Source organism: Streptococcus cristatus (assembly GCF_003943505.1).
In the GTDB taxonomy this organism is placed as follows: Bacteria; Bacillota; Bacilli; order Lactobacillales; family Streptococcaceae; genus Streptococcus; species Streptococcus cristatus_E.
Genome location: NZ_RJPS01000006.1, coordinates 52,849 through 75,801, shown reverse-complemented (window position 1 = coordinate 75,801; position 22,953 = coordinate 52,849). Strand labels below are relative to the sequence as shown.

The following is a 22,953-nucleotide window of genomic DNA, read 5'->3' as shown; positions in this document are numbered from 1 at the left end:
ATTAAACTCACAATAAAAGAGGATGAAAGCAATGTTCATCCTCTTTTGATGTTTGTAATGAAGTTTTTAAATCCCCATTAGTCATGTACTTGTGCCCAGACTTGGGTCAGGTAAAAGACAAAACTTGCCGCTAGGTTGGCCGTGTGGTTATCTATATCGTGAGGGGGAGAGACTTCGACGATATCAAAGCCGATCAACTTGCCTGATGCTGCGATATGCTGGAAGACCAGTACAGCCAGATTGGGATCTACCCCCAGTGACTGGATGGCACTGACACCAGGAGCGGCGCCAGCTGCAAAGCAGTCAATATCAATGGTTAAATAGACCTGCTCTTTATCGGCTAGAAAAGCATCAACTACCTTGCAGACTTCCTTGTGACCCATTTGGTAAATGTCCATTCCAGTTAGGAACTGGATAGCCTTGGATTTGGCTACAAAGTCAAAGAGAAAGAGATTATTATTGTGCTCCTGAATCCCTAGGATGAGGTAGTTAAAGATCTGTTTCTGAGCTAAGGTATCATCAAACATTTGACGAAAACCGGTACCGGAGTTGGGGCCCGTCTGATCGTAGGGGCGTAGGTCAAAATGGGCATCCATATTGATCACAGCTAAGTTTTGATCAGGATTTAGTGACGACTTGAGACCTAGATAGTTGCCGTAGGCGGTTTCGTGGCCGCCACCTAGGACAATGGGCCGGAGATTGAGCTCTCGCAGGCGTTTGACTGCTCGAGCCAAGCTTTGTTGCAGCTGCTCCAGAGAGCGGTTAGGCCCGTCAATATCGCCAACATCAAAGACGCGGACGTTTCTGCCAAGATGCCAAGGAAGCTTGGCCAGCTGAGTTCGGATAGCTTGTGGTCCTTCGACAGCCCCCACTCGACCGTGGTTGATATAGACCCCTTTATCACTCTTGAAGCCAATCAAGGCAAAGTTGACGCCGTCAAAGGGTTTTAAGTTAGGGTCATTTAAGTCCAAAAACTCAATAACCATACCCCATTTGGCAGCATATAAATCATCATCCAGTCTCTTATGATAATAGCTGTTATCTAGCTGATAGTAATCTTCTAACATGATTTTGTCCTTTTCCATAACGATACTTGCGACTTTATTATAAGAGTTTCCGCTAAGCCTGTCAATGGCTTTTGGCGGGAAAAGAAGCCCAGCTGAACGAGAGCGGGCTTCTTAGGTTAGCTTTTTTACAGAGTCATCAGCTTTAGAACTGAATGCTCAAGTCTACAGCCTTTTCAACGGCTGCTAGGAATTCTTCGTTTTCAATCAGCTCAGAAGCTTTGTTGAGCTCTTCATAGATTTCGATGTCCTTGTCAAACTCGATAAAGCGGACATGCTGACGGAAGAGGTCGTAGGCTGGCTTGGTTCCTTTACCAAGTTCATGGTTTTCTGGTTTCAGATCCAGAGCTTGGCAGGCTGCCATGATTTCTGTTGCCACGATGCGGCGAGAATTCTTGAGAATTTCAGCTGCCTTGCGTGCTGCAGTAGTTCCCATGCTGACAAAGTCTTCTTGATTTTCACAAGATGGGATAGAGTCTACGCTGGCTGGATGAGCTAGGACTTTGTTTTCAGAAGCAAGCGAAGCACAAGCATACTGGGTAATCATAAAGCCAGAGTTGAGTCCTGGATGTTTGACCAAGAAGGATGGGAGCTTGCTCAGTTGGCTGTTGACCAGACGTTCTACACGACGCTCGGATACATTACCGATTTCAGAAATAGCGATACCGAGGAAGTCAAATGGCTGAGCCATTGGTTCACCGTGGAAGTTACCGCCTGAGATAACATGGCCTTCTTTGGTGATGATAGGGTTGTCTGTAACAGAGTTGATTTCAATCTCAACCTTGGCCTTGACATAAGCGATAGAGTCCTTGCTGGCACCATGAATCTGTGGAATACAACGCAGGGTGTAAGGGTCTTGGACCCGTTGTTGAGTAGCTACGGTTGTGTTGCCACTGCCTTCTAGAAGGTTGCGGATATTGCGGGCTGTAGCCAGCTGTCCGCTTTGAGGACGAATGGTATGCAGGTCTTCTTCGAAAGGACTGGTAATACCATTGTGGACCTCCATGGAAAGGGCACCAGCGACATCTGACAATTTAAGCAGCTGGATGGCATCGTAGGTAGCCAGAGCTCCGATACCTGTCAGGACAGTCGTTCCGTTAATCAGTGCCAGCCCTTCCTTGGCTGCTAGAGCAATTTTCTCGATGCCGGCCTTGTCCAAAGCTTCTTGTCCAGAGAGCAATTGGCCTTGATAGTATGCGTGGCCCAGTCCCAGCATAGGCAGAACCATGTGAGCCAGCGGTGCTAAGTCACCAGAAGCTCCCAAAGAGCCTTTTTCCGGAATGTAAGGCACGACGCCTTTATTGAGCAATTCTAGAAGTTTTTCGACGGTAGAGAGACGGATACCAGAATAGCCCTTGACCAGAGAATTAATCCGGATTAACATGATAGCACGAACTGCATCTTCAGGAAGAGGATCGCCAAATCCTGAAGCATGGGTGCGAATCAAGTTTTCCTGCAGTTGAGTTGTATCTTCTGGCGAGATGCTGACATTGCAGAGGGAGCCAAAGCCAGTCGTAACACCGTAGACTACCCGCTTTTCGCGGACGATGTCATCTACGATTTTACGGGAAGCTTCTACAGCTTTCTTAGATTCTTGGTCGATTTCACAGGTGGCTCCATGACGAGCTACTGCAATGACATCTTCTAAAGTAAGGTGTTCGCCATCCAAATTGATTACATGTGTCATAAGATTCATTCTCCTTTTTGTTCAAGAACTTTATTTTTACAAATCAGTACTATATAGATATAGTAGACTGCGCTGGCGACAAGGACACCGATGAGACCATAGACATAGTTCATTGGATTTTCACCCCAAATCATGACGAGGCTGACTAGAACTGCCAAAATTGGAATGACTGGACCAAATGGAACGCGGAAGACCACCTTTTTATCTGGATATTTCTTTCTCAAAACCAATACGGCTAGAGCAGTTGGGATGTATTGGAAGAAGCGGAAGACTACGCTGAGAGCCGCTAATACTTCAAATGTTCCTGTAAAGAGTAGGGCGATGGACAAAAGTCCAGAGATAATAATGGCAATTACAGGGGCGTTTTTAGCATTGGTTTCAGCGATTTTTTTAGGTAACAAGCCTTCATCTGCAATGGCTGCACCATAACGTGGGACCATGATAGATTCCCCGATGTTAAGTCCAGCAATAGAGATCAGCGCTCCGATAGAAACAATCCATGCTCCAGCAGGGCCAATCATTTCGACAAAGGCGTCTTGCACAGAGGCATCTGTTTGTAGGATTCGGCTACCTAGCATGGCGATAGTTCCTGCGATAATCAGCATATAGAGAACAGATACAATACTGATAGAGCCCAAAATAGCCCTAGGCACATTCTTTTCTGGGTTGCGCATTTCACCAGCAACGATAGACATGGTTTCAAAACCGATGAAACCGTAGAAGATATAGATAGCTGTACTAGAGATGGCTTTCATGATATCCACGCCAGGTTCTAGCTGAAGAAACGGAGTGAAGTTTCCTTTGTCAATTCCTCCTTTGATGAAGAAAATCGCACATAGACTGAAAGCGACAATTGGGATGAGCTTGGCTACGGTTGCGGTCAAGGTGAACATTTTGGAGGTCTTAAGACCTGAGATATTCATCAGACTGAGTAGGATAATCAGGCTCACACTGAGTAAAAGTTCATAGGGGGCAAAGGATTTAAAAGTAATGACAAAAAGTCTCGCAAATCCTGCTGCCATTGCTGACCAAGCGATGATGGTAACCGCCCAGCCTAGGAAGCCAACATTAAATCCGACAAAGTCTCCAAAGGCTGCTTTGGAATATTGGAAGGCTCCGCCATTTTTATTAAAATAACCAGCAGTTTCTGCCAAGCAGACGGCTAAGAGAATAACGAGGAGGGCAGTTCCCAGCATGACAGCTAGAGAAGCAGGGCCCAGTCCTTTATAAATTTTTTGAGGTAGGAGGAAAATTCCTGAACCGATAACAGCATTGATACCATAGAGAGTAGCGCCAGAAAAGCTGAATTTCGCATTTTCTCGCTCTTGTTCTTGTGCAGTGAGTTTAGTCGCATTCATAATAATGTTTCTCCTTTAGAGATATGGGATCCTTTCCAAGTAAAGATAGAACGATGATAGGACATCCTTGTATCTTTACTTAGTAGGGATATGGGTCAAACCAGCCCATATAGCAAGGGGCGTTCCCTGTGGCTGGTTACTCGAAAACATTATTTGCAGCTCAGTTTCCTGAGCCTCTTTTTCCACTATCAGAAGTTGCCCTGTCTCTAGGTTAAGCGATGGCAGGCCTGTTCCTGTCACCATCAAATCACTCAAGGCATAGATAAATTGAATTGCTTCATCTTGACTAAGCTCTTCTCTATCTGAGATGGCAAGCATCTGTCCCTGATAATGGTCGCTGTAGATTAAGTTAAAGTCGGTACAAGTCCCACGACTTGTGATAGAATCACTCCCTTCGAAAAAATAGGGGGTAAAGGGAGCTAGAACCGTTTCCTCCTGCCGGCTGGCATTGTGGAGATGAAGTGTCTGGTCCAGGCTCATGAGAATGCGGTGAAAGCCGCTGAGGTCAGAAAACTGACTTTCAGCCAACTCCACAGTCGCTGTTGAGAGCCGATAGTCAAATTCCCGCTTGCCATAGTGGCCAGTTGGCGGGGAAAGATAAAGTTGCTTCGTCTTTCCCCCTGACCAATCGGAAACTTGAAAATCGTTTGATTTTAGAAGGGTTACATTTGTCATTTTTGGTATTTATTAGAACAAACCGCTGATATTGCCGTCTTTGTCAACATCAATCTTTTCGCTGGCTGGCACTTTAGGCAATCCTGGCATGGTCATGATTGCACCAGTTAGAGCAACGATGAAGCCTGCGCCAGCAGAAACTTTAAGCTGGCTGATCGTCACGACAAAGTCTTTAGGAGCCCCCAGTTTCTTAGCGTCGTCTGAGAAAGAATACTGCGTCTTAGCCATGCAGATAGGATAGTTGGAGAAGCCTAGCTCTTCCAGTTGTTTGAGCTCACGCTTAGCAGCAGGAGTCAGGCGAACGCCCTTACCTCCATAAACCTTAGTAACAATTTTGTTGAGCTTGGTTTCAATGGAGTCCTCTTCATTATATACAAATTGGAAGTGATTGTCTCCTTCGGTCAGTTCAACGACTTTTTCAGCCAACTCTTTACCGCCGGCTCCGCCATTCGCCCAGACATCAGAAATCACTACGTCAACCCCGCGTTTTTGGCAGGCGTCATAAACTGCTTGCAATTCTGCTTCGGTATCCAGCGGGAATTTATTGATGGCAACGACTGCTGGCAGGCCATAAACATCTTGAATGTTTTCCAGATGTTTTTCCAAGTTTGGCAGTCCATCTACAACAGCTTGGACATTTTCTTCAGCCAAGTCACTCTTAGCCACACCACCGTGCATCTTGAGAGCGCGGATAGTAGCAACCAGAACTACAGCTGATGGGCGAAGACCAGATGTACGGCATTTGATATCGATGAATTTTTCAGCACCGAGGTCAGCACCGAAACCAGCTTCTGTGACTGCATAGTCGGCATATTTGAGAGCTAGCTTGGTAGCTAGGATACTGTTACAGCCATGGGCAATATTGGCGAAAGGTCCGCCGTGAATCAAGGCTGGCGTGTGTTCCAGGGTTTGAACCAAGTTTGGATGGATGGCGTCTTTGAGGACAGCCGCCATAGCGCCACCAGCTTTCAGATCCTTAGCAGTTACTGGCTTACCTTCAAAGCTGTAGCCAATGATAATCTTTTCCAAACGGTTCTTGAGGTCAGTGATATTTTCGGACAGACAGAGAATAGCCATAACCTCAGAAGCAACTGTAATGTCAAAACCGTCTTCACGCGGAACACCGTTGACCTTGCCCTGCAAGCCATCCACAATGTGGCGCAACTGCCGGTCATTCATATCCACTGCCCGCTTCCAAGTGATGCGGCGAGAGTCGATGCCTAAGGCATTGCCATGGTGGATGTGGTTGTCAATGAGGGCTGCCAGCAGGTTGTTGGCAACACCGATGGCATGAAAGTCACCAGTGAAGTGGAGGTTGATGTCTTCCATGGGCACAACTTGAGCGTGCCCACCGCCAGCAGCTCCACCTTTGATACCAAAGACAGGTCCGAGTGAAGGTTCCCGCAGAGCGATAACGGCTTTTTTACCGATAGCAGCCAAAGCATCGACTAATCCGACAGAAGTCGTGGTCTTACCTTCTCCAGCTGGTGTCGGAGAAATAGCTGTCACGAGAATCAGTTTGCCGTCTGGCTTGTCTTTGAGGGCTTCCAGCTGGCCGGCACTTATTTTTGCCTTGTAATTTCCATAAAGAGACAAGGCGTCTTCAGCAATTCCTAGCTTTTCTGCCACCTCTTTGATGGGCTTCATTTGAACCGAATTCGCAATTTCAATATCTGATAAAACCATATTGTTACCTCTTGAGAAGAGGAAGTCCATTCACAGGAAAGAGTGAGCTTCTCTTCCGTTTATCTATTAGACAACTTTCAAAATTTCTTGATAAATTTCATCTGCTAGAGCGCAGCCTTTTTGTAGGAGCTCTTCACCCTTGCTGCGGTAATCTGCGACGAATGCTTCATCCTTGACGCCTGACAGGTTGATGAGGACATTGAGCCAAGCACCTTGCAGGCCAGCCTTAAGGTTGAGAGCTGCTACCCCCAAGTCGCTGGCAGCATTGGTATTGGACTTGCCGACAGCCTTTTGAGTTGTTTTCAGTGCAGCCAAGATGTCTTCCATCATGCCATAAGGTGACTTGGTCGCTTCCTTGAGGGCTTGCTGCATAGCTTCTCGACGAGCAGCCTTGTCCTCCTCTGTTTCCTTAGGCATATCAAAGACGGCGGAGACTAGATTGAAGGCTTCAGTGTCCTTGTCAATAGCTGCGAGCAAGCTTTCTTGCAAGTGGGCGCTTTCTGCGTGTACTTGAGCAATTTCTGCTTCAAATTCTGCGTATTTTTTCTTGCCAAGGGTCAATTCACAGACCATCTTAGTCAGGGAAATACCGTTGGCTGCTGAAAGAGCAGCGGCAGAGCCGCCTCCTGGTGCAGGAGCATCTGAGCCTAGGACTTGGGCAAATGCTGTCAAGCTTAAATCTACTAATTTCATAGGTTTTTGTCCTCCTAGCCCAGCAAATGGTTTTCCAGAACTTGCTTGCCGTAGTCAAAGTCTTCGATTTGCAGATAGTATTCTGCTGCGTCAATCAAAGCCTTGGCTGGAGCCAAACCGATGACTTCTGAGCCGAGGATTCCAACTCCATAGCGTTTGGCTTCAAAGCGAACAGTTTCAAAGACACGATAGAGTGGGAATTTTTCCAGATTGACCATGTTAATAGAAACCTGAGCAATGTTGCGGTCTTCCAGCATAACGCCGATAGCTTTACAGTACTTGTAACCACCGCTTGAACCACGGATAACTTTAGCAATGTTATTGGCAATTTCCAAATTGTCTGTATCCAAGTTGATGTTGTAGGCGATGAGCGGCATTCTGGCACCGACAGCAGTGACACCAGCAGTTGGGTGAATCTTTCTTTCACCGTAGTCAGGAGCCCAGTCAGCTTCCAAGAGTTTTTCTGGCATGCCTTCGAACTGCCCTTTACGAACCTTAGCCAAGTTCTTGCGCTCAGGACGAGTCGCTGCATCTTCATAGAGGAAGATTGGAATACCGAGCTCACGGTTGATCCGCTCAGATACAGTCTTCGCAATTTCTACGCATTCCTCACTTGTGATGTCCTTGATCGGTACAAAAGGCAGGACATCAGTTGCGCCCATACGAGGGTGTTCACCCTGGTGCTTGGTCAAGTCAATATTTTCAGAAGCGTATTTAACTAAACGGAAGGCAACTTCCTGAATGTTTTGATCATCACCGACCAAGGTAAAGACACTGCGGTTGTGGCTGGCATCAGAAGAGTGGTCCAAAAGTGTCACTCCTGGCACGCTCTTAGCTGTTTCCACTAGACCGTCGATGACCGCTTGGTTGCGGCCTTCAGAAAAGTTAGGAATACATTCAACAATTTTTGCCATAAGATATTACCTCGTGATATCAATAATTTTAATTTATAATATGAACTTAATGAAGCAGAACCTCCTCCTGAGCTAGGCTGATACCCAGCTCAGGTCGGAAGTTGGGGGACAAGTTTTTCCTATTCGAACAATTTCTTAACAGATTCTTTGACCAAATCTTCGTCAGTTAAGTACGGAATGGTAATGTGGTCTGTTCCTTGGTGGAGGCGGTTGTACTCGATAGCTGTCTCAATAGCATGCTCATTACGTGCCCAGTTACGACGTGCAACTCCGCCGATTGTATCCCAAGCGATAGCAGATTTGATGATTTCATCAATGCGTTCGCTACCGTCCAGTACCAAGCCAAAGCCACCGTTGATTGCTTTACCGATACCAGTTCCGCCACCGTTGTGGAGAGCTACCAGACTCATACCCCGAGCTGCGTTACCAGCATAACATTGCACAGCCATGTCGCAGGTAACATTAGAACCATCCTTAATATTAGAAGTTTCACGGAATGGAGAATCGGTACCAGATACGTCGTGGTGGTCACGGCCGATCATGACAGGACCAATCTTGCCTTCGCGTACTAATTCATTGAACTTGAGGGCGATATTGACACGACCCATACAGTCTTGGTAGAGAATCCGAGCCTGAGTTCCAACAACCAGCTGGTTCTTTTCTGCATCTCGGATCCAGTTGTAGTTGTCGCGGTCTTGGTAGCGGCGGTTAGGGTCGATCACTTCCATAGCTGCATGGTCAGTAGCGACTAGGTCTTCGTGCTTACCGCTCAGACATACCCAACGGAAAGGACCATAACCATAGTCAAAGAGCATTGGCCCCATGATATCTTCTACATAAGATGGCCAGATAAAGCCGTCTTTGTCATCAAAGCCATTCTTAGAAATTTCCTTGATGCCAGAGTCATAGACGGCCTTCATAAAGGCGTTACCGTAGTCAAAGAAGTAGGTGCCGTTGTTAGTCAAGGTCTTGATTGCCTTGAAGTGACGTTCCAAGGTTTGGTCAACCAACTTAGTAAAGGTTTCCTTGTCTTCAGCTAGGAGGCGTGTCCGCTCTTCAAAGCTGATACCAGCTGGACAGTAGCCGCCGTCGTAAACATTGTGGCAAGAAGTTTGGTCAGACAGCAAATCTACATGGATATTGTTCTCGTTGACGTATTCCAAGAGGTCTACGATGTTACCATGATAGGCGATAGAAGTTGATTCACCAGCTTCCAGAGCTTTCTGAGCTAGCTCGATAGCTTCTTTCGGACTTTCAGCCAATTGGCTAATCCAGCCTTGGGAGTGACGAGTTTCAATCCGAGATTGGTCTACTTCAGCTATGATTGCTACCGCTTTAGCAATTTCAGCTGCTTTCCCTTGAGCTCCACTCATGCCGCCCAGACCAGAAGAGATGAAGAGTTTACCAGTCAGGTCGCCATCATCAGCTACACCCAGTTTCAAGCGTCCAGCATTGAGGAGGGTGTTGAAAGTACCATGGACGATACCTTGAGGGCCAATGTACATCCAGCCGCCAGCTGTCATTTGACCGTAGTTGGTCACGCCCATTTCTTCCGCAATTTCCCAGTCCTTCATATTGTCGTATTCACCAACCAAGAGACCATTGGTGATGATAACGCGAGGTGCTTCTGGTTTAGATTTGAAAAGTCCGAGCGGGTGGCCAGATTCCACGACCAAGGTTTGATGGTCTGTCATGACTTCCAAGTATTTCTTGATCAGGTTGTACTGCATCCAGTTGGCGCAGACAGATCCAGTTTCTCCGTAAGTAACCAATTCATAAGGATAAAGGGCGATTTCAAAGCTCAGGTTGTTGTCAATCATGACCTGCATAGCCTTAGCTGCGGTACAGTTTCCTTTATACTCGTCAATTGGTTTGCCGTAAATGCGTTCTTTTGGACGCCAGCGGTAGCCATAAATCCGTCCGCGAGTTTTCAGTTCTTCCAAGAATTCTGGAATCACTTCCTCATGGAATCTCTTTGGAATATAGCGAAGGGCATTTTTAAGAGCAATTTCGGTTTGAGCTTGAGTCAAACGGAAGCCCCGGTCGGGTGCTCGACGGATGCCTTCTTGGAAAACCGTTTTTTCAGGTAATACATCGTCTAATTTGACGGTCATTGCTGCTGCAATATCTTGTTCGCTGTAGAATGACATGTTTATTTCCTCCTTGTAAAATAACTTAAGATTTGACCTTATTTTATAACAGCGCCGTCAGTACAAAGTCAAGAAAATATTTCTAAAGATAAAAAATATCAATATATACAATATATAATGGTTTTTGACTATAATTTGACGATAGTGTATTATGATGAAAAGCAAATAAGTTGGAAAATGAAATGGAGGAACAAGCATGACTGCTGATTTACTATTAACTCACTTTAATCAAGTCTTCTGTCCCAAGGATCTCGGTCATCCCCTTTTTGGTGAGGAGATGAAGGAAGCTCAGGTCTTGGAGGACGGCTACATTGCAGTCAAAGACGGCAAAATCCTAGCAGTTGGCAGTGGAGAGCCGGATGCCAGTCTGGTTGGACCTGATACTAAGATTCAGTCTTATGAGGGCAAGATTGCCACACCTGGCTTGATCGACTGTCACACTCACTTGGTCTACGGTGGCAGCCGAGAGCATGAATTTGCTAAGAAATTAGCCGGTGTCCCTTATCTGGAAATTCTTGCCCAAGGTGGCGGTATTCTTAGCACAGTTCGGGCGACAAGAGAAGCTTCTTTTGCCACTCTCTATGATAAGTCCAAGAGACTGCTGGACTACATGCTGCTACATGGGGTGACGACTGTCGAGGCCAAGAGTGGCTACGGTCTGGACTGGGAAACTGAGAAGCGCCAGCTGGATGTCGTTGGGGCTTTGGACCGTGATCATGACATTGACCTCGTTTCTACCTTTATGGCTGCCCACGCCGTTCCGCCAGAATACAAGGGACGCTCTCAGGAATATCTGGAGCTCATCGTCGAGGAAATGCTGCCTCGGGTAAAAGCAGAAAATCTAGCTGAGTTCTGTGATATTTTCTGTGAAAAAGGCGTCTTTACAGCTGACGAGTCGCGCTACCTGCTTTCTAAGGCTAAGAAAATGGGCTTCAAGCTTCGTATCCATGCGGATGAAATCGAATCGATCGGTGGAGTAGATGTAGCAGCTGAGCTAGGAGCAACGAGTGCAGAGCACTTGATGGTAGCGACCGATGAAGGTATTCGCAAGATGGCGGAAGCTAAAGTTATCGGTAATCTCCTGCCGGCAACTACCTTCAGTCTGATGGAAGATACTTATGCACCAGCCCGCAAGATGTTGGAAGCTGGGATGGCTATCACTCTGACTACCGACAGCAATCCAGGCTCCTGTCCGACAGCTAACCTGCAGTTCGTTATGCAGCTGGGCTGCTTTATGATGCGTCTGACGCCAGTAGAAGTACTCAACGCTGTAACTATCAATGCGGCCTATTCAGTTAACCGTCAAGATAAGATTGGTAGCTTTGACACTGGCAAGCAGGCGGACATTACTATCCTAGACGCTAAGAATATCGACTATCCACTTTATTTCTTTGCGACTAACCTTACCCATCAGGTTTATAAGGCAGGCAAGTTGGTTGTTGATCAAGGAAGAATCGTCTAATTTTACAAGTTGGTCTCATTTCCACTTGATGGCAAAGATTTTCTTAGAAGTTCTATCGTTGATCATAGAAAAAGCAGATTTGTGTTCAATAAAGGTCGTGGCTTAAATACCACGACCTTTATTTTTTTATGAGATTAAGACATTGAGCTGGTCTCTTTCTTTACCCACACACTGCGCGTAAAGACCATGGAGAGTAGAGCTAGAGCCGCAAAGCCTGCTCCTACGTACCAGTAGGGCATATCTAGCGTCGTTGAGCGTCCAGAGAGATTGACAATACCACGGAAGAGCATACCGGCTGTCATAGTGGCTACAGCTGAGTTCCAGAGGTTGAGGCTGAGCCGAGAGAGATTGGGAATCATTTTCATGAAGAGCAGGAGGAGGATGCCGCCTGCTAGAGGAAGGGCAAAGAGATAGTGCATGTGGACAGATGTTTCCCCGAAGCTGAAGGATTCATAGATTCTGCTGAAAGCAAAGAAGAAAAGCGTTAGCAGCATGTAGGAAAGAGCTATTTTTTTGAAACGTTTTTTGCTGGGATTAGTAACCGATGTAGACAATGTCACTCACCGCCCTTTCTGAAATATTTCCGTTGGTGGTAGGTTTGTTGATGACCTGACCGTTTAAGTACATAGTGGACGAGCCGCCGCCGTCAAGGTTGTAGGCAGTCTTGACGCCATAAGATTTCATGACTTCAGCCATTTCATAGAGGGAAAGTCCCTGACTTTCTGAAGTTCGTCCGTCTGAAACGATGATGATATAGTGGTTTTCGTCAATGATACCGATAGCTGTCCGTGGATTGGAAGCCATAGACTGGCCAACTTCGGACTTGGTATTCACGACAATTTCGCCATTTTCTACAAGAGCTGGGCCGAAGGCTAGGAGATTGACCACACCGTCTTTGACCAGCTGGTCGGCAGAGATTTCATTTTCATAAATGATTTTAAAGGAGCCGTCTTTGTAAATAGCTAAATCGCCATTGCTGGAGTCTTCGCGGACAGTATCGCGGTAAACGACGCCATTGCGGATGACATAGCCAGTTGTGTTGGCTCCATAGTAGTCGCCGTTAACCGCTAGGATAGCATTGTTGTTGGCGGCCGTTTCTGAAGTTTTGGCTGTGACGTTGGTTCCGTAGGTGTTGTTGGCGAGAGCGGTTTTCAAATATTCAGCGGAGCTGACGGTCACATCGGCAACGTAGACTTGAGTATTATTGACGGTCTTTTCAGTCAGCGTGACCGAGATGTTATCGTCTGAATAGCTGGTATCTGTCACTGTTGCTGTTTCGGCAGCCTCGGCATTGGACGTCGAAGCGGTATTGGAGACTGTGGAAATAGTCTCTGCGATGACAAAGGTTTTCAGCATGGAGTAGCTGAAGGAAGCTGTCAGAAGCAGCCCGAAAATCGAGGCGTAGGCATAGCCTTTCTTTAAAAATTTCATGATGCGGTGTGTGTCCTTTCCTTAAAAATAAATCTCTTCTGTACCATCCAAGAGACGGTGAAGAGCAACAATCCGACGATGATTTTGACAATCAGAAGATTAATACCAAAGACAGCGTAGAAGAGGCGAATCAGCAGTGTATCTAGGATAAAGAGCACCATAGCTAGACTGAAATAGCCAGTTCCTGTCTTGAGAATGCTGTCGTCGTTCTTAAAGACCAGTTTTTTATTGGTCGAGTAGTTGAAGACCGAGCTGGTCACGCGGGCACTTCCGTTAGCTAGGAGAATTCTCAGGCTGGTCGGCACAGCAGCTAAAAACAAGAGAGCCAGTGCGTAGACGATATAGTCGACGACGAAGCTGCTGAGAGAGGTCAGGGCAAATTTAAAGATATTTTTATAAATCATGAGGCCATCTCTAACAGGTCGGAAGTGCGATCCTTCATTATCATTGATATAGACCGTCTCAATGGGCACCTCCAAAATGGGATATTCCTTACTGGCCTCTAGGAGCATGTTCATTTCGTACTCATAGCGCTGACCTTCTATCTTCAGCATAAAGGGAATCATGTTAGTCGTAAAGGCTCGTAAACCAGTCTGCGTATCGGAGACCCCCATCCCAGTCTGGAGCTTGAAGAGAGACCGAGTCAGGCTGTTGCCGAAGCGGCTACGCAGAGGCACCTTGCCAGTAAAGGCGCGTGCGCCCAAAATCAGCTGGTTGGGATTTTCAGCAGCCTTGGTTGCTACACGGAAAATATCCCATACCTTGTGTTGGCCATCCGCATCTGCTGTGATGACCGTTCCGTATTGACCCAGAGACTGGATGTAGGTGAAAGCAGTTTTCAGCGCCTGCCCCTTGCCTTGATTGTTCTCGTGATGGAGGACAGTCGCATATTGTTCAGCCTTCTCAAAGACTGTCTGGCGCTTGGCTGAGCTACCGTCATCGATGACAATGATATGAAAATCGCTCTTACTCTGAATTTTTTGAATCAGTTTAATCAAATTATAATCGGGCTCGTAAGCCGGAATCACTAGATAGTCCATATCCATACCTCTTTCTTAGATGATGTGTAGAAAGTATACAGATTGCGGCTTAAAGCTAGCTGATATCAGTTATCTTTAAGAAAAGATTAAATCTTCTTTAAGGAAAGGGCAGGGAAAGTGTCTCGTAGGACAAAATAAAAAACTGAGAGTGGGACAGAAATCGGTAATTCGTTAGAATTCGATTTCGTCGTCCCACCTCCGCACAGTTGAGTAGGGCTGTAAAAGCTGATGAAATCAGCATAGTAGGCCCACTCAACCACTGCATCTTGCTCGACAATCCAAAGACAATTGAGAGGCTAGGACTTTTGTCCCAGCCTCAGCGCTTTGTTTAATAACGTTTTTCCTTGGGCCAGGTGCTCATTTCAGCAACAGCTGTAAAAAGCACGTCTGTGGATGAGTTGAGGGCAGTTTCGCAAGAGTCTTGGATGACGCCGATGACAAAACCAACGCTGACGACTTGCATAGCCAGATCATTTGGAATACCAAAGAGGCTACAAGCCACAGGAATCAGGAGAAGCGAGCCTCCAGCCACTCCAGAAGCCCCGCAGGCGGAAATAGCCGCAACGATGCTGAGCACCAAGGCTGTTCCGAAGTCTACCTGAATGCCAAGAGTATTGGCTGCTGCAAGGGTAAGCGTATTGATTGTCACCGCTACTCCTGCCATGTTGATAGTGGAACCGAGAGGGATAGAGACCGAGTAGGTTTCAGGATTGAGGCCTAAATCTCGACACAGTTTCATATTAACAGGGATATTGGCAGCCGAACTGCGAGTGAAAAAGGCAGTGACACCACTGACTTTTAAGCAGCGCCAAACCAGTGGATAAGGATTTTTCCGAAGCATAATGAAGACAATCAAGGGATTGACGACCAGCGCAACAAGAGCCATAGAACCCAGTAATAGGAGAAGCAGCATGCCGTAGCTTTTGAGTGTTTCAAATCCTTTGCCAGAAATGGTCGTGTAGACCAGTCCTAAAATACCAAAGGGGGCTAGATTGATAATCCATTCGACAATCTTCGAAGTGATATCTGCCAGTGTTCTTAAGAGTTCTTTACTTTGCTGACTGGCTTCTCGCATTGCCACACCAAAGACGACTGCCCAAGACAGAATCCCGATATAATTGGCCTTGATCAGGGCGTTGATTGGATTATCAACAAGGTTGAGGAGGAGATTGCTCAAAACCTGGCCGATGCCTTCTGGGGGACGGACCTCCGAGCTGGCTGCAGTCAGCTCGATGCGATAGCTTTTAAGCCACCGACAAAGATTTGGCCGAGGAGGCTAATGGCGCTGGCTTGTGGGAAGATGAGGGCCAGCAGGGCGCCTGTGACAATCCCGATAGAAATCCGTTTGATAAGATTGGCGCGATTCCAAGCAGAAAGAATTCGATGAAACATAGGAGAACCCTTTCTAAAATAAACTGCTTTCCATTATACGCTAGAGGTCGTATAAAATGAATGTTTTTTAGTATTCGCTATGCGGAATAAGGCTGCTTTGATGCCTATCTGTCGCCCTTTGTGGTATAATGAATAAGATTTTTGTATCTCATAGGAGGAAAGAATGACAGCTAATGGGAATGTCTTTACGCGCTATTTCCAGCAATTTGACTGGTCAGCTATTTTGGATGATGTGTTTTCGAAATTCGTCTCCTTGGTCTTTTTGTGTTTACTATTTTGGGTAGCTAAGAAAATTCTACATCTCTTTGTGACTAGACTGATTGCGCCATCTTTGAAATTATCTCGGCAGGATGAGGCTCGGCAAAAGACCATTACACGTCTGATTGAGAATTTGCTCAATTATGCCCTTTATTTTCTTTTGTTCTACTGGATTTTATCTATTTTGGGCATGCCGGTCTCAAGTCTTTTGGCTGGGGCAGGGATTGCTGGTGTAGCCATTGGGATGGGGGCGCAGGGCTTTCTGTCCGACTTGGTCAATGGTTTCTTTATTCTCTTAGAGCGTCAGTTGGATGTAGGGGACAATGTTCGCTTGACCAATGGTGCTATCAAGATTGCAGGTATAGTTGTCAGTGTCGGGATTCGGACTACGCAGGTACGCGATGCGGACGGAACTCTTCACTTTGTGCCTAATCGAAATATCACCGTTGTCAGCAATCTTTCTCGTGGCGATATGCGGGTTTTGATTGATATTCCTATCTATGCCGAGACGGATTTAGATGAGATTTATCGGATTATTGCTGCTGTCAATCAGGAAGCTGTGCCAGAGCATCCAGAGATCATGAAGGAGCCTGATATTCTAGGCCCGCAGATGGCCGCTAATGGCCAGTTTAATTTTCGGGTCAGCTTGACAGTAGAGGGTGGTATGCAGACCAGTATCTACCATATTTTTTACAGGCTCTACCATGAAGCTCTGCTAAAAGAAGGAGTGGCTCTGCCAACATTTGCCCCTGTCGCAGGAAATAATGGTAAAGCTTAGTAGTAGTCGGGGAAACAAAGACAAGCAACATCTATCGGAAATAAGGTTTCTAATCACTAAAAGAGGCTGGGACGAAAGTCCTAGCCTCTCAATTGTCTTTGGATTGTCGAGCAAGACGCAGTGGTTGAGTGGGCTCTACTAGGCTGATTTCATCAGCTTTTACAGCCCTACTCAACTGTGCGGAGGTGGGACGACGAAATCGAATTCTAACGAATTACCGTTTTCTGTCCCACTCTCTTTTTCATTTCAGCTTATCCTAGGTCTAACCTGCCTAAATATGACATGCTATGGCAAGTATTGTATAATAGGAAGAGGAGAAGGAGCAAGCATGCAGAATAATCGACTATTTCAGATATTGTACTATATTTTGGAGAGAGGGAAAGTGACTGCAACGGATCTAGCGGAGAAATTTGAAGTTTCGGTTCGGACTATTTATCGAGATGTGGACTCTCTAAGCAGCGCTGGGATTCCGATTTATACCACGCAAGGCAAGGGTGGCGGCATAGAAATCGCAGAGGATTTTGTCTTGCGGAAGTCCTTACTGACAGCGGAGGAGAAAGAGCAGATCATGGCTGCCCTGCAAGGTCTGGATAGTACCAGTCAGCTTTACCAGAGTGACCTGCTTACAAAGCTTTCGGCGCTATTTCAAGTCAAAAAATCCAACTGGATCGAAATCGATTTTAATCACTGGCAAAATGATAAAGTATATGAAGATACCTTTCATCAATTAAAGACTGCAATTCTAGGCAAGCACCTTGTTTCTTTTTCTTACTTGGCTAGTGATGGTCAGGAGACAAGCCGTCGAGTCAAGCCTGTCCGTTTGTTCTTTAAAAGTCAGAATTGGTATCTTTATGCTTTTTGCCTCTTGCGACAGGAATTCAGGTATTTTAAGCTATCTCGACTGAAAAATATGGAGAAGCTGGAGGAAAGGTTTGAGGACAGCTTTGAAGATGTCGTCTTGGAAAAAGAACTAGCCTACGAAAATACCATTAAGCTGGCAGTCAAGTTTGATCGCAAAGTGGCCTTCAGGGTTTATGATGAACTAAGCGGAGACATTCGGACAGATGCCGAAGGAAATTTATATACAGAAATCGAAATTCCCAATGACCAGCGTCTATATAGTTACATCCTGTCCTTTGGAGACGCTGTGGAGGTCTTAAATCCGCCCGAAATCCGAGTGAAAATGAAAGAAATGATTCATCAGCTGGCAGAAAAATATAAAACCTGACATAGGGTGTCAGGTATCTTCTTGTATACTAATAGATAAGAAGAGAAAAGGAGGCAGCAAGATGAAATATGAATGGAGAAAGAGCGAGAAAGGCCCTTATGGAGCCAAGCAAAAGCCAGAGCTGGTAGAGGTGCCAAGTCAACAATTCATTGTGATCGAAGGAGCGGGTGACCCCAATGCAGCGGATTTTTCCGAGCGGGTATCTGCCCTTTATTCACTGGCCTATTCCATAAAAATGCTCTTTAAATCCATGATGAAAGATGAGGCGGAGGACAAGGTGACGGATTTTACGGTTTATCCTTTGGAAGGGATTTGGGAAAAAGCTGCTGGGGAAGGCTTCGATAAAAGTCAACTTCGCTATCAGCTCATGATTCAGCAGCCCACTGTCATCACTCAGGACATGTTTGCGGCGGCGCTTGAGAATGTCCATAAGAAAAAGCCCAATCCCCTCTACGACGACATCCGTTTGCAGAGATTGCCAGAGGAGCGAGCCATTCAGGTCTTACACATAGGAAGTTATGACAGTGAGCCGGCCTCTTTTGAGAAAATGGACGAGCTGGCAAGCAGCTTGAGACTGGAGAGATGCGACCAAGTTCACAGGGAGATTTACTTGAGCAACAAAAATAGGACAGCTGAAGAAAAGTTGAAAACCATCTTAAGGTATTCCGTCAGATAGGAGGAATTTGTCATGCCAAGACCTGCAACAAAAAACGATTTGCTGGCTGCAGCTACAGAAAATTTCGAAAAACTCAATCTGCTCATTTCGAACATGACAGCAGAAGAGTTGGCGAGGCCCTTTGATTTTTCAAAGGATGAGAAAAAGAAAGGAGCTCACTGGAAGCGTGATCGGAATCTGAGAGATGTCTTAATCCATCTTTATGAGTGGCACCAGCTGCTACTTAACTGGGTGCAGGCCAATCAAAGGGGAGAAGAGAAGTCCTTCCTGCCTGCTCCCTACAATTGGAGAACCTATGGTGATATGAATGTCGCATTTTGGGAAAAGCACCAGCAGACCTCTCTTGAGGAGGCGAGTTCTTTACTGGCTAGTTCGCATAGAGCTGTCCTAGACCTAGCCGCAACCTTAACCAATGAAGAATTGTTTTCCAAGGGAGTTTATAAATGGACGGGCGGAACGACCTTGGGTTCTTACTTTGTCAGCGCCACATCTAGCCACTATGATTGGGCTATGAAAAAGCTTAAAGCTCACCAAAAGAATTGTAAAATGAATCCTATCTAATTAAAGATTTCTAGGACTTGAGACTGATTTTTAGCACTCTTGCAAAAAGAGTGCTAATTTTTTGAGTTTTTATCTTGACTTTCATTTTCAAGAGTGTATAATAGAATCATGGTTTAGCACTCGAGGTGTTAGAGTGCTAAATATAAAAAATAAAATCTCGCCAGTGGCTGGAATTTTCTAAAGAGAGGTGAGGTCCTTGGTAACAGAACGCCAAAATGAGATTTTAAATCTAATTATTGATATCTTTACCAAGACGCAGGAGCCTGTTGGTTCTAAAGCCTTGCAAGAGTCTATCCAGTCTTCGAGTGCCACCATCCGAAATGACATGGCAGCCTTGGAAAAGGAAGGACTGCTGGAAAAGGCCCATACATCAAGTGGTCGCAAGCCTAGTGTCGCTGGTTTCCAGTATTTCGTCCGACATTCCTTGGCCTTTGACCAGCTGGCGGAAAATGAGCTCTACGAGGTCGTCAAGGCCTTCGATCAAGAGTTTTTCAAGCTGGAGGATATCCTGCAGCGGGCGGCAAATGTGTTGGCAGAGTTGAGTGATTGCACGGTTGTAGCCCTTGATGTCGAGCCGAGTCGGCAGCGACTGACAGCTTTTGATATCGTGGTTCTCAGTCAGCATGCAGCCTTAGCGGTCTTTACTCTGGATGAGTCCAATACCCTGACCAGTCAATTCATGATTCCTAGGAATTTTCTCCAGGAAGACCTACTGCGTTTGAGGGATATGATTCAGGAGCGCTTTCTGGGACAGACGGTCTTAGATATTCACTATAAGATTCGGACGGAGATCCCGCAGATTATCCAGCGTTACTTTACGACGACGGACAATGTTCTCGATCTTTTTGAGCATATTTTTGCTCAGATGTTTTCGGAAAAAGTAGCTGTCGCTGGTAAGGTTCAGTTGCTACGTTTTGCGGATCTTGAGGCCTATCAGTTCTTTGATGATCGGCAGAAGGTCGCCTTTGAAATCCGTGATAGTCTAGCTGAGGATCAGATGCAAAATGTCCGAGTTGCAGCTAGTCAAGAGGACTGTCTGGCCAATCTAACCTTGATTTCCAGCAAGTTCCTGATTCCCTATCGGGGCTTTGGTATGCTGGCAGTGGTCGGTCCAGTCAATCTGGATTACCAAAAGGTGGTTAGTCAACTCAATGTTGTCAATCGAGTCCTAACTATGAAACTCATCGATTTCTACAGATATTTGAGTAGCAATCATTATGAGGTGAGTTAAACATGAAATTACATAAATTCCTAAAAAGGAGGCGAAAAATGTCTGAGGAAATAAAAAACGAAGAAGTAAAAGAAGAGGAAGTGGTAGAAACTGCTGAAGAGGCTGTAGAAACTGCTCCTGAAAAATCAGAATTAGAATTAGCCAATGAGCGGGCAGAAGATTTTGAAAATAAATATCTTCGCGCTCATGCAGAAATGCAAAACATCCAACGTCGTGCCAATGAGGAACGCCAACTCTTGCAACGCTATCGTAGCCAAGACTTAGGAAAGGCTATCCTTCCTTCACTCGACAACCTGGAGCGTGCGCTTGATGTTGAAGGTTTGACAGACGATGTTAAAAAAGGTCTGGAAATGGTACAAGAAAGCTTGATTCATGCCCTTAAAGAAGAAGGAATTGAAGAAGTTCCAACAGACGGTGAGTTTGATCACAACTTCCATATGGCTATTCAGACGGTGCCGGCAGATGATGATTACCCAGCTGGAAGCATCGCACAAGTCTTCCAAAAGGGCTATAAACTCCATGAACGTCTCCTAAGACCAGCTATGGTAGTGGTAGCAGAATAAAAAGATCTCGTCCGAAACGACGGTAAACTATGAAGAAAGAAAATATATTTTCGCTCTACTAAACCGTGAGCGAAGTGAACAATTGGCGACACTCTTCACCGTGGTGCTCTCTGCGCAAACTTTAATAAAGAGATTGACATAGTCAAGCTCTGATGGCGCCGCCACTTAAGAAGAGTATCAAAAAAGAATTCTTAAATAAAGGGGAAAAAATAATGAGCAAAATTATCGGTATTGACTTAGGTACAACAAACTCAGCAGTTGCAGTTCTTGAAGGAACTGAAAGCAAAATTATCGCAAATCCAGAAGGAAATCGCACAACTCCGTCTGTCGTATCATTTAAAAATGGTGAAATCATCGTTGGTGACGCTGCAAAACGTCAAGCAGTTACAAACCCAGATACAGTGATCTCTATCAAATCTAAGATGGGTACTTCTGAAAAAGTTTCTGCAAACGGTAAAGAATACACTCCACAAGAAATCTCAGCTATGATTCTTCAATACTTGAAAGGTTACGCTGAAGAATACCTTGGTGAAAAAGTAACCAAGGCTGTTATCACAGTTCCAGCCTACTTTAACGATGCCCAACGTCAAGCAACTAAAGACGCTGGTAAAATCGCTGGCCTTGAAGTAGAACGTATCGTTAACGAACCAACTGCAGCAGCACTTGCTTACGGTTTGGACAAGACTGACAAAGAAGAAAAAATCTTGGTATTCGACCTTGGTGGTGGTACATTCGACGTGTCTATCCTTGAATTGGGTGATGGGGTCTTCGACGTATTGGCAACTGCAGGGGACAACAAACTCGGTGGTGACGACTTTGACCAAAAGATTATCGATCACTTGGTAGCAGAATTCAAGAAAGAAAATGGTATCGACTTGTCAAACGACAAGATGGCTCTTCAACGTTTGAAAGATGCAGCTGAAAAAGCTAAGAAAGACCTTTCGGGTGTGACTTCAACACAAATCAGCTTGCCATTTATCACTGCGGGTGAAGCTGGCCCTCTTCACTTGGAAATGACCTTGACTCGTGCCAAATTTGACGATTTGACTCGTGACCTTGTAGAACGTACAAAAGTTCCAGTTCGTCAAGCCCTTTCAGATGCAGGTTTGAGCTTGTCAGATATTGATGAAGTGATCCTTGTTGGTGGTTCAACTCGTATTCCAGCTGTTGTAGAAGCTGTTAAAGCTGAAACTGGTAAAGAGCCAAACAAATCAGTGAACCCTGACGAAGTAGTTGCTATGGGTGCTGCGATCCAAGGTGGTGTGATCACTGGTGATGTGAAAGACGTTGTCCTTCTTGACGTAACGCCATTATCACTTGGTATCGAAACAATGGGTGGCGTCTTCACAAAACTGATCGATCGCAATACTACGATTCCAACATCTAAATCACAAGTCTTCTCAACAGCAGCAGACAACCAACCAGCCGTTGATATCCACGTTCTTCAAGGTGAACGCCCAATGGCAGCAGATAACAAGACTCTTGGACGCTTCCAATTGACAGACATTCCAGCCGCTCCTCGTGGAATTCCTCAAATCGAAGTAACATTTGATATCGACAAGAATGGTATTGTATCTGTCAAGGCTAAAGATCTTGGAACTCAAAAAGAACAAACAATTGTTATCCAATCAAACTCAGGTTTGACTGATGAAGAAATCGACCGCATGATGAAAGATGCAGAAGCTAACGCTGAAGCAGATAAGAAACGTAAAGAAGAAGTTGACCTTCGTAATGAAGTAGACCAAGCAATCTTCGCGACTGAAAAGACTATCAAGGAAACTGAAGGCAAAGGCTTTGATGCAGAACGTGATGCTGCTCAAGCTGCCCTTGATGACCTTAAGAAAGCCCAAGAAGACAACAACTTGGACGACATGAAAGCAAAACTCGAAGCTCTTAACGAAAAAGCGCAAGCATTGGCTGTTAAACTCTACGAACAAGCCGCTGCAGCGCAACAAGCTCAAGCACAAGCAGGAGCAGAAGGCGCACAAGCAACAGGAAATGCAGGCGATGATGTCGTAGACGGAGAGTTTACGGAAAAATAGGCGGTGAGACAGAACTAAAAATTGAAAGTTTTTAGTTCGTAGTCGAACCCCCGCGAGGATGATT

At 45.7% G+C, this 22,953-nt stretch carries 19 protein-coding genes and 1 pseudogene; 8 read left to right on the top strand and 12 right to left on the bottom strand.

Annotated features, from left to right (window positions below; translation table 11 throughout):
- Positions 1-77: 77 nt before the first annotated feature.
- The 8 genes from hutG to hutU form a co-directional block, all read right to left on the bottom strand.
- Positions 78-1,067 carry a formimidoylglutamase gene (gene hutG, locus D8792_RS06655; RefSeq protein WP_125373404.1) on the bottom strand — a complete coding sequence of 330 codons (990 nt, stop codon included), beginning with the start codon at positions 1,065-1,067 and terminating at the stop codon, positions 78-80.
- A 142-nt stretch (positions 1,068-1,209) separates the two neighbouring features.
- The gene (gene hutH, locus D8792_RS06650; protein ID WP_185758415.1) at positions 1,210-2,751 is read right to left on the bottom strand and encodes a histidine ammonia-lyase; all 1,542 of its coding nucleotides are present in this window, start codon (positions 2,749-2,751) and stop codon (positions 1,210-1,212) included.
- Positions 2,752-2,756: 5 nt separating this feature from the next.
- A complete protein-coding gene (locus D8792_RS06645; protein WP_125373402.1) occupies positions 2,757-4,109 on the bottom strand; it encodes an APC family permease in 1,353 nt (450 codons plus the stop codon).
- 75 nt (positions 4,110-4,184) lie between these two features.
- Positions 4,185-4,784: a HutD/Ves family protein gene (locus D8792_RS06640; protein ID WP_125373401.1), complete on the bottom strand. Its 600-nt coding sequence runs from the start codon at positions 4,782-4,784 to the stop codon at positions 4,185-4,187.
- Between the two features lie 12 nt (positions 4,785-4,796).
- Positions 4,797-6,470: a formate--tetrahydrofolate ligase gene (locus D8792_RS06635; protein WP_125373400.1), complete on the bottom strand. Its 1,674-nt coding sequence runs from the start codon at positions 6,468-6,470 to the stop codon at positions 4,797-4,799.
- A 66-nt stretch (positions 6,471-6,536) separates the two neighbouring features.
- A complete protein-coding gene (locus D8792_RS06630) occupies positions 6,537-7,163 on the bottom strand; it encodes a cyclodeaminase/cyclohydrolase family protein (protein ID WP_125373399.1) in 627 nt (208 codons plus the stop codon).
- A 14-nt stretch (positions 7,164-7,177) separates the two neighbouring features.
- The gene (gene ftcD / locus D8792_RS06625) at positions 7,178-8,077 is read right to left on the bottom strand and encodes a glutamate formimidoyltransferase (RefSeq protein WP_125373398.1); all 900 of its coding nucleotides are present in this window, start codon (positions 8,075-8,077) and stop codon (positions 7,178-7,180) included.
- A 119-nt stretch (positions 8,078-8,196) separates the two neighbouring features.
- Positions 8,197-10,227, bottom strand: coding sequence for a urocanate hydratase (gene hutU / locus D8792_RS06620; RefSeq protein ID WP_125373397.1), 2,031 nt, complete (start codon positions 10,225-10,227; stop codon positions 8,197-8,199).
- 196 nt (positions 10,228-10,423) lie between these two features.
- Here hutU and hutI point away from each other — a divergent pair, with 196 nt between their 5' ends.
- Positions 10,424-11,689: an imidazolonepropionase gene (hutI, locus tag D8792_RS06615; RefSeq protein WP_125373396.1), complete on the top strand. Its 1,266-nt coding sequence runs from the start codon at positions 10,424-10,426 to the stop codon at positions 11,687-11,689.
- Between the two features lie 134 nt (positions 11,690-11,823).
- Here hutI and D8792_RS06610 read toward each other — a convergent pair whose 3' ends face one another.
- The 4 genes and pseudogenes from D8792_RS06610 to sstT form a co-directional block, all read right to left on the bottom strand.
- On the bottom strand, positions 11,824-12,243 hold the full coding sequence (locus D8792_RS06610) for a hypothetical protein (RefSeq protein ID WP_185758423.1): 420 nt from the start codon (positions 12,241-12,243) through the stop codon (positions 11,824-11,826).
- A complete protein-coding gene (locus tag D8792_RS06605) occupies positions 12,224-13,120 on the bottom strand; it encodes a phosphodiester glycosidase family protein (protein WP_125373394.1) in 897 nt (298 codons plus the stop codon). The genes D8792_RS06610 and D8792_RS06605 overlap by 20 nt, the downstream gene beginning before the upstream one ends.
- Positions 13,117-14,166 (bottom strand): bifunctional glycosyltransferase family 2/GtrA family protein, encoded by a 1,050-nt coding sequence (locus tag D8792_RS06600; RefSeq protein WP_125373393.1) that lies wholly within the window; start codon positions 14,164-14,166, stop codon positions 13,117-13,119. Before D8792_RS06600 ends, D8792_RS06605 begins: the two co-directional genes overlap by 4 nt.
- Positions 14,167-14,488: 322 nt before the next feature.
- Positions 14,489-15,552, bottom strand: a pseudogene (gene sstT, locus D8792_RS06590) (serine/threonine transporter SstT).
- Between the two features lie 163 nt (positions 15,553-15,715).
- Here sstT and D8792_RS06585 point away from each other — a divergent pair.
- The 7 genes from D8792_RS06585 to dnaK all read left to right on the top strand — a co-directional run bounded on the left by D8792_RS06585 (position 15,716) and on the right by dnaK (position 22,889).
- A complete protein-coding gene (locus D8792_RS06585) occupies positions 15,716-16,588 on the top strand; it encodes a mechanosensitive ion channel family protein (protein ID WP_125373392.1) in 873 nt (290 codons plus the stop codon).
- Between the two features lie 328 nt (positions 16,589-16,916).
- Entirely contained in the window at positions 16,917-17,816 is a 900-nt protein-coding gene (locus D8792_RS06575; RefSeq protein WP_125373391.1) for a helix-turn-helix transcriptional regulator, read from the top strand.
- A 61-nt stretch (positions 17,817-17,877) separates the two neighbouring features.
- Complete coding sequence (locus tag D8792_RS06570) at positions 17,878-18,492, top strand: GyrI-like domain-containing protein (protein ID WP_125373390.1); 615 nt, start codon at positions 17,878-17,880, stop codon at positions 18,490-18,492.
- 12 nt (positions 18,493-18,504) lie between these two features.
- Positions 18,505-19,053: a ClbS/DfsB family four-helix bundle protein gene (locus tag D8792_RS06565; RefSeq protein WP_125373389.1), complete on the top strand. Its 549-nt coding sequence runs from the start codon at positions 18,505-18,507 to the stop codon at positions 19,051-19,053.
- A gap of 196 nt (positions 19,054-19,249) precedes the next feature.
- Positions 19,250-20,284: a heat-inducible transcriptional repressor HrcA gene (hrcA, locus tag D8792_RS06560; protein WP_125373388.1), complete on the top strand. Its 1,035-nt coding sequence runs from the start codon at positions 19,250-19,252 to the stop codon at positions 20,282-20,284.
- A 38-nt stretch (positions 20,285-20,322) separates the two neighbouring features.
- Complete coding sequence (grpE, locus tag D8792_RS06555) at positions 20,323-20,847, top strand: nucleotide exchange factor GrpE (RefSeq protein WP_125373387.1); 525 nt, start codon at positions 20,323-20,325, stop codon at positions 20,845-20,847.
- Positions 20,848-21,059: 212 nt separating this feature from the next.
- Positions 21,060-22,889 carry a molecular chaperone DnaK gene (gene dnaK / locus D8792_RS06550; protein WP_125373386.1) on the top strand — a complete coding sequence of 610 codons (1,830 nt, stop codon included), beginning with the start codon at positions 21,060-21,062 and terminating at the stop codon, positions 22,887-22,889.
- The last annotated feature ends 64 nt before the right edge of the window (positions 22,890-22,953 follow it).

Bases quoted from the DNA above. Each gene is read 5' to 3' on its own strand.
- D8792_RS06605 (WP_125373394.1), bottom strand. From the start codon at position 13,120: ATGAAATTTTTAAAGAAAGGCTATGCCTACGCCTCGATTTTCGGGCTG.
- D8792_RS06630 (WP_125373399.1), bottom strand. From the start codon at position 7,163: ATGAAATTAGTAGATTTAAGCTTGACAGCATTTGCCCAAGTCCTAGGC.
- grpE (WP_125373387.1), top strand. From the start codon at position 20,323: ATGTCTGAGGAAATAAAAAACGAAGAAGTAAAAGAAGAGGAAGTGGTA.
- hutU (WP_125373397.1), bottom strand. From the start codon at position 10,227: ATGTCATTCTACAGCGAACAAGATATTGCAGCAGCAATGACCGTCAAA.
- ftcD (WP_125373398.1), bottom strand. From the start codon at position 8,077: ATGGCAAAAATTGTTGAATGTATTCCTAACTTTTCTGAAGGCCGCAAC.
- hutH (WP_185758415.1), bottom strand. From the start codon at position 2,751: ATGACACATGTAATCAATTTGGATGGCGAACACCTTACTTTAGAAGAT.
- D8792_RS06645 (WP_125373402.1), bottom strand. From the start codon at position 4,109: ATGAATGCGACTAAACTCACTGCACAAGAACAAGAGCGAGAAAATGCG.
- D8792_RS06585 (WP_125373392.1), top strand. From the start codon at position 15,716: ATGACAGCTAATGGGAATGTCTTTACGCGCTATTTCCAGCAATTTGAC.
- hutI (WP_125373396.1), top strand. From the start codon at position 10,424: ATGACTGCTGATTTACTATTAACTCACTTTAATCAAGTCTTCTGTCCC.
- D8792_RS06565 (WP_125373389.1), top strand. From the start codon at position 18,505: ATGCCAAGACCTGCAACAAAAAACGATTTGCTGGCTGCAGCTACAGAA.
- D8792_RS06575 (WP_125373391.1), top strand. From the start codon at position 16,917: ATGCAGAATAATCGACTATTTCAGATATTGTACTATATTTTGGAGAGA.
- D8792_RS06640 (WP_125373401.1), bottom strand. From the start codon at position 4,784: ATGACAAATGTAACCCTTCTAAAATCAAACGATTTTCAAGTTTCCGAT.
- D8792_RS06570 (WP_125373390.1), top strand. From the start codon at position 17,878: ATGAAATATGAATGGAGAAAGAGCGAGAAAGGCCCTTATGGAGCCAAG.
- hutG (WP_125373404.1), bottom strand. From the start codon at position 1,067: ATGTTAGAAGATTACTATCAGCTAGATAACAGCTATTATCATAAGAGA.
- D8792_RS06600 (WP_125373393.1), bottom strand. From the start codon at position 14,166: ATGGATATGGACTATCTAGTGATTCCGGCTTACGAGCCCGATTATAAT.
- D8792_RS06635 (WP_125373400.1), bottom strand. From the start codon at position 6,470: ATGGTTTTATCAGATATTGAAATTGCGAATTCGGTTCAAATGAAGCCC.
- dnaK (WP_125373386.1), top strand. From the start codon at position 21,060: ATGAGCAAAATTATCGGTATTGACTTAGGTACAACAAACTCAGCAGTT.